The organism is Cellulomonas biazotea, from assembly GCF_004306155.1.
In the GTDB taxonomy this organism is placed as follows: domain Bacteria; phylum Actinomycetota; class Actinomycetes; order Actinomycetales; family Cellulomonadaceae; genus Cellulomonas; species Cellulomonas biazotea.
Genome location: NZ_BIMR01000072.1, coordinates 1 through 6,182, shown reverse-complemented (window position 1 = coordinate 6,182; position 6,182 = coordinate 1). Strand labels below are relative to the sequence as shown.

The following is a 6,182-nucleotide window of genomic DNA, read 5'->3' as shown; positions in this document are numbered from 1 at the left end:
CGGCCTTGCCGGCGGGGAAGACGGGCAGCGCCGCCTCCCAGCCCTCGGGCAGGCGGCGCTCGACGAGACGCTCGAGCAGCGCGGCGTTGTCCGGGTTCGCGGCACGCCAGGCGTCGAAGCCCTCCTGCCACGTGGCACGGGCGGCGGCGGCGCGGTCCGCGAGCGCGCGGGTGTGCGCGAGCACCTCGGGCTCGACGGGGAAGGACGCCTCGGGGTCGAAGCCCAGGAGCTCCTTGAGGCCCCGGACGGACTCGGTGCCGAGCTTGGAGCCGTGCGACGAGTGGTCGTTCGTCTTGTTGGGCGTCGGCCACGCGATGAGCGTGCGGATGCCGATGAACGACGGCTTGTCGGTGACGGCCTTGGCGGCCTCGATCGCGGCGTGCAGCGCGTCGACGTCCTCGCGGTACTCGCCGCCGGCGGTCCAGTCGACGAACTGCACGTGCCAGCCGTAGGCCTCGTAGCGCTTGAGGACGTCCTCGGTGAACGCGATCTCGGTGTCGCCCTCGATCGAGATGTGGTTGTCGTCCCACAGCACCACGAGGTTGCCGAGCTCCTGCGTGCCGGCGATGGACGACGCCTCGCTGGTGACGCCCTCCTGGAGGTCGCCGTCGGACGCGATGACGTACGTGTAGTGGTCGAACGGGCTCGTGCCGGGCGCCGCGCCGGGGTCGAGGAGGTTGCGCTCGCGCCGCTGCGCCATCGCGAAGCCGACGGCGGACGCGAGGCCCTGGCCGAGGGGGCCGGTGGTGATCTCGACGCCAGCCGTGTGGCGGTACTCGGGGTGCCCGGGGGTCTTGGAGCCCCACGTGCGCAGGGCCTGGAGGTCCTCGATCTCGAGCCCGAAGCCGCCGAGGTACAGCTGGATGTACTGGGTGAGCGCCGAGTGGCCGGCGGAGAGCACGAAGCGGTCGCGGCCGAGCCAGTGCGGGTCGGTCGGGTCGTGCCGGAGCACGTTCTGGTAGAGCAGGTAGGCCGCGGGCGCGAGGCTGATCGCGGTCCCGGGGTGGCCGTTGCCGACCTTCTCGACCGCGTCCGCGGCCAGGACACGCACCGTGTCGACGGCTCGCAGGTCCAGGTCGGTCCAGCCGACAGTCTCCGCCAGGGGGGCCTTCGCGTTCACCGCACCTCATTCCCACCCGCACCGGCGGCCGGGTGTCTGTTTCCGACGTACTGGCGGCGACCCGCGACGGGGTGCCGGCGGGCCGTGGCGCGAGCCGTGGGGGGCGACGGCCGACGATCCCTGCGCCGTCGAGCCTATATCTCACGCGGGGTCGGGCGTTCACCGTGCCCACGCGCCGGGAAAGCGTGCGTCCAGGGCGTCGCGGCCAGGCGTGGACGGTTGCCGCAGCGACCGATCTCACACCACGGCGCGCCACGTTCGGGGCGTCCTGGCCACCCGGGACCTTGGTCCAGGCCGTAGCATGGCAGCGCGAGAAGACCCCCGCCGGACCAGGAACGGAACCGCAGCGCGTGCGCCTCAGCAGTCCTCTGTCAGTCGACGACGCCGGAGCGTCGGCCGCGCCGACGCCGCGTCCGCGCCTGACGGCTGCGCCCGAGCCGGCCGGTCCGTCGGCCCCGCTGACGGGGTGGGCCCGGGCCCGGCGCGTGCTGAGCGCCTACGTCGCGCTGACGAAGCCGCGCGTCATCGAGCTGCTGCTGGTGACGACGCTGCCGACGATGATCCTCGCGCAGGGCGGCTTCCCGAGCCTCGGGCTGGTGCTCGCGACGCTCGTGGGCGGGGCTGCGGCCGCCGGCTCGGCGAACGTCCTCAACTGCTACATCGACCGCGACATCGACCAGGTCATGAACCGCACGAAGCGGCGTCCGACGGCGACGGGGGAGATCAGCCCGCGGGCGGCGCTGCTGTTCGGCCTGACCCTCGGGGTGCTGTCGCTCGCGTGGCTGTGGCTCGTGGTCAACCCGGCGTCCGCGTGGCTGACCGCCGCGGCGATCCTCATCTACGTCGTCGGCTACACGATGATCCTCAAGCGGCGCACGCCGCAGAACATCGTGTGGGGCGGCGCGGCGGGCTGCATGCCGGTCCTCATCGGCTGGTCGGCCGTCACGGGCGGGGTGTCGTGGACGCCGCTGGTGCTGTTCGGCGTCATCTTCTTCTGGACGCCGCCGCACTACTGGCCGCTGTCGATGAAGTTCCGCAACGACTACGCGGCCGCGGGCGTACCGATGCTGCCGGTCGTCGCGAAGGACACGAAGGTCGCGCGGGAGATGGTCGCGTACACGGTCGCGATGATCGCGTGCACGCTGCTCCTCGTCCCGGTCGCAGGGATGACGTGGGTCTACGCCGTCGTGGCGACCGCGCTCGGCGGCTGGTTCCTGTGGTCCTGCCTGACGCTGCTGCGCCGGGCGAACGACCCGGCGCGCGGCAAGCTCCGCGCCATGACGGTCTTCCACGGGTCGATCACGTACCTCACCCTGCTGTCCGTCGCCATCGCGGTGGACGTCTTCCTGCCGCTCTGACGCCCGGTGACGGACCCCGACCAGGACGCCCTCGGCCGTGGGGGCGCTCTCCGCCCTGCGCTCGCCCGATACGTCCGGCATCTGGCGGACCGCGGCCTGTCGGACAACACGCTGCTCGCGTACCAGCGTGACCTGGAGCGCTACGTTGCGTTCCTGGAGTCGATCGGGCGGCGCGCGCCCGACGAGATCGCCGGGCAGGACGTCGAGGGCTTCGTCGACGCCGTGCGGTCCGGGTCGGACGGCCGCCGGCCGCTGTCGGAGTCGTCCGCGGCGCGGCTCGTCGCGGCGGTGCGCGGCTGGCACCGCTTCCTCGCGCGGGACGGGATCACGGTCGACGACGCGGCCCGCGAGGTCCGCACGCCCTCGTTGCCCCGACGACTCCCCAAGGCCATGACGGTCGAGGACGTCGACCGGCTGCTGGACGCCGCGGGGCACGGCGAGGGACCCGTCCCGGCCCGCGACCGCGCGCTGCTCGAGCTGCTGTACTCGACCGGGGCGCGGATCTCCGAGGTCGTCGGCCTCGACCTGGTGGACGTGGACCGTCGCGCCCGGCACGCCGCGGTCCGCCTGGCCGTGGGCAGCGGCAAGCAGCGGATGACCCCGCTGGGCACGAAGGCCCTCGAGGCGCTCGACGGGTACCTGTCGGATGCGCGGCCGGTGCTGGCGACCGGCGCGCCCGACGCGGACCGCGTCGCCCTGTTCCTCAACTCGCGCGGCGCGCGCCTCAGCCGGCAGAGCGCCTGGGCGGTGCTGCGGGCCGCCGCGCACCGCGCCGGCCTGCCCGACGCGGACGGCATCTCGCCGCACACGCTGCGGCACTCGTTCGCGACGCACATGCTCGCGGGCGGCGCGGACGTGCGCGTCGTGCAGGAGCTCCTGGGGCACGCCTCGGTGTCGACGACGCAGCTGTACGCGACGGCGCGTGACGAGGCGCTGCGGGCGGCGTACGCGGCCGCCCACCCGCACGCGCGGTGACCCGCGGCCCGATTCGTGTCCGCACGGTCTGTCGCACGGCCCGCGCGCGCTCCGCTCCGGTAGGTTGTCCCGCGTGGTGAGCCAGCAGACGACCGAACCGCAGCTCGACGCCGTCGGACGCGCGCTGCCCACGTTCCCCGAGCCGGCACGGCTCGCGTCGCACGGCCCCGCGCGCGTCATCGCGATGTGCAACCAGAAGGGCGGCGTCGGCAAGACGACGACCACCATCAACCTCGCGGCGGCGCTCGCCGAGTACGGCCGCCGGGTGCTCGTCGTCGACTTCGACCCGCAGGGCGCGGCGTCCGTCGGCCTGGGCGTCAGCCCGCATGAGCTCGACCGGACCGTCTACAACCTGCTCATGGAGCGTGACGCGACGATCGCGGAGGTCCTGCGCTCGACGGCCACGCCCGGCCTCGACCTGCTGCCCGCGAACATCGACCTGTCGGCCGCCGAGGTCCAGCTCGTCGGCGAGGTCGCCCGCGAGTCGGTCCTGTCGCGCGTGCTGCGCCCCGTGCTCGACGACTACGACGTCGTCCTGGTCGACTGCCAGCCGTCGCTCGGGCTGCTCACCGTGAACGCCCTCACCGCGTCGCACGGCGTGATCATCCCGCTCGAGTGCGAGTTCTTCGCGCTGCGTGGCGTCGCCCTGCTCATCGAGACGATCGAGAAGGTCCGCGACCGGCTCAACCCGCGGCTCGAGGTCGACGGGATCCTCGCGACCATGTACGACTCGCGGACGCTGCACGCGCGGGAGGTCGTCGCGCGTGTCCACGAGGCGTTCGGCGACACGCTGCTGCACACCGTCATCGGCCGGACCGTGAAGTTCCCCGACGCGACGGTCGCCGCGGAGCCCATCACCACCTACGCCCCGACGCACGCCGGTGCGGCGGCCTACCGGCAGCTCGCGCGTGAGCTCGTCGCCCGTGGCGACGCCGCCTGACGAGCGCGCGGTCCCGCCCGAGCAGACGGCCGACGCCGACGCGGCGCCGGCGGGCACGCACGGCTTCCAGGTCCACCTGGACAACTTCAGCGGGCCGTTCGACGTCCTGCTCGGCCTCATCGCGAAGCACAAGCTCGACATCACCGAGGTCGCGCTCGGTCGCGTGACCGACGAGTTCGTCGGGTACATCCGCACGCACGAGCGCGACTGGGACCTGGGGCAGGCCAGCGAGTTCCTCGTCGTCGCCGCGACGCTGCTCGACCTCAAGGCCGCGCGCCTGCTGCCGTCGGCCGAGGTCGAGGACGCAGAGGACCTGGAGCTGCTCGAGGCGCGTGACCTGCTGTTCGCCCGGCTCCTGCAGTACCGCGCCTACAAGCAGGTCGCGTCGTACCTCGAGGGGCGGTTCGCGACCGAGGGACGCCGCTTCCCGCGCACCGTGACGCTCGAGCCGCACCTCGCGGCGCTGCTGCCCGAGCTCGTCTGGCAGATCGGGCCCGAGGAGCTCGCGCGGCTCGCCGCCCGGGCCCTGGCACCCCGGCAGCCCCCGCCCGGCGTCGACATCAGCCACCTGCACGCCCCCGCGGTGAGCGTCCGCGAGCAGGCCGCGGTCCTCGTCGACCGGCTCCGGCACGCGGGTGCGGCGTCGTTCCGGGCGCTGACCGCCGACGCCGACGCGACCGTGGTCGTCGTCGCCCGGTTCCTCGCGCTTCTCGAGCTGTTCCGGGAGGGCGCCGTCGCGTTCGACCAGGTCGAGGCGCTCGGCGAGCTCACCGTGCGGTGGACCGGCACCGAGGACGGGGACGTCGAGGTGTCGGACGACTTCGACCAGCTCGACACGACCGCGGGGACGGCCGCGGGCGGGGACGTGGTCGCCGCCGTCGATGGGCCGGCCGACCCGGAGCCGTCACCGCCCGCCCTTCCGCCCGACACCCCGTCCGACGAGGGAGCACCTGCCTCATGACCGACCCCCTGGACGCCGCGGCCGACCCGGTCGCCCCCGTCGACGCCGACGTCACGCCGCCGGCCGACGCGGAGCCGCCGGGCGCCGACGAGCTCGCCTTCGACGTCGACGACCTGCCCGGTGGCGCGCTCGCGACGCTCGAGGCGGTCCTCATGGTCGCCGACGAGCCCATCCCCGCGGTGCGGCTGGCCGCGGTCCTCGCGTTGCCTCTGGACCGCGTCGAGGACCTGCTCCACGAGCTCGCGGCCGACTACCGCGGCGCGGGTGCCGGTCGCCCTCGCGGCTTCGAGCTGCGCCGGGCGGGGGAGGGGTGGCGCATCTACTCCGCGCCCGCGTACGCCGACGTGGTCGGACGGTTCGTGCTCGAGGGTCAGACCGCCCGGCTCACGCAGGCCGCGCTCGAGACGCTCGCCGTCATCGCGTACCGGCAGCCGGTGACCCGCGGGCAGGTGTCCGCGGTCCGCGGCGTCAACGTCGACGGGGTCGTCCGCACCCTCACGGCGCGCGGTCTGGTCGCCGAGGTCGGCACCGACCCGACGAGCGGCGCGCTGCTGTACGCGACCACGGGATACTTCTTGGAGCGCATGGGGGTGTCCAGCCTGGACGAGCTGCCCCCGCTTGCCCCCTACCTGCCGGACATCGACGCGCTCGACGGTGTCGACCAGGCGATCGGAGAGACCAGATGAGTCCGCAGGAGCGGCGAGGCGACAGGCCGGGAGCGTCCTCGGGACGTCACGGCGGCACCGGCGGCAGCGGCCGCCCGGGCGGCACCGGAGGAGGCCGCTCCGGCGGCACCGGTGGCGGAGGCCGCTCCGGCGGTGCCGGGAC

6 protein-coding genes are annotated in these 6,182 nt (G+C 74.1%); 5 read left to right on the top strand and 1 reads right to left on the bottom strand.

What is annotated here, in order from left to right:
• The coding region (locus CBZ_RS06195) for a thiamine pyrophosphate-binding protein (protein ID WP_507762209.1) at nt 1–1,120 on the bottom strand (1,120 nt) is incomplete at its 3' end.
• A 458-nt stretch (nt 1,121–1,578) separates the two neighbouring features.
• Between CBZ_RS06195 and CBZ_RS06190 the strand changes: the two genes are divergently transcribed.
• The 5 genes from CBZ_RS06190 to scpB all read left to right on the top strand — a co-directional run bounded on the left by CBZ_RS06190 (nt 1,579) and on the right by scpB (nt 6,040).
• Nucleotides 1,579–2,478 carry a heme o synthase gene (locus CBZ_RS06190; protein ID WP_130780710.1) on the top strand — a complete coding sequence of 300 codons (900 nt, stop codon included), beginning with the start codon at nt 1,579–1,581 and terminating at the stop codon, nt 2,476–2,478.
• A gap of 6 nt (nt 2,479–2,484) precedes the next feature.
• Complete coding sequence (locus CBZ_RS06185; protein WP_130780709.1) at nt 2,485–3,453, top strand: tyrosine recombinase; 969 nt, start codon at nt 2,485–2,487, stop codon at nt 3,451–3,453.
• A gap of 73 nt (nt 3,454–3,526) precedes the next feature.
• A complete protein-coding gene (locus CBZ_RS06180; protein ID WP_130780708.1) occupies nt 3,527–4,393 on the top strand; it encodes a ParA family protein in 867 nt (288 codons plus the stop codon).
• Nucleotides 4,377–5,354: a segregation and condensation protein A gene (locus CBZ_RS06175; RefSeq protein WP_130780707.1), complete on the top strand. Its 978-nt coding sequence runs from the start codon at nt 4,377–4,379 to the stop codon at nt 5,352–5,354. Before CBZ_RS06180 ends, CBZ_RS06175 begins: the two co-directional genes overlap by 17 nt.
• Nucleotides 5,351–6,040 carry an SMC-Scp complex subunit ScpB gene (gene scpB / locus CBZ_RS06170; RefSeq protein ID WP_246013095.1) on the top strand — a complete coding sequence of 230 codons (690 nt, stop codon included), beginning with the start codon at nt 5,351–5,353 and terminating at the stop codon, nt 6,038–6,040. Before CBZ_RS06175 ends, scpB begins: the two co-directional genes overlap by 4 nt.
• Nucleotides 6,041–6,182 lie beyond the last annotated feature (142 nt).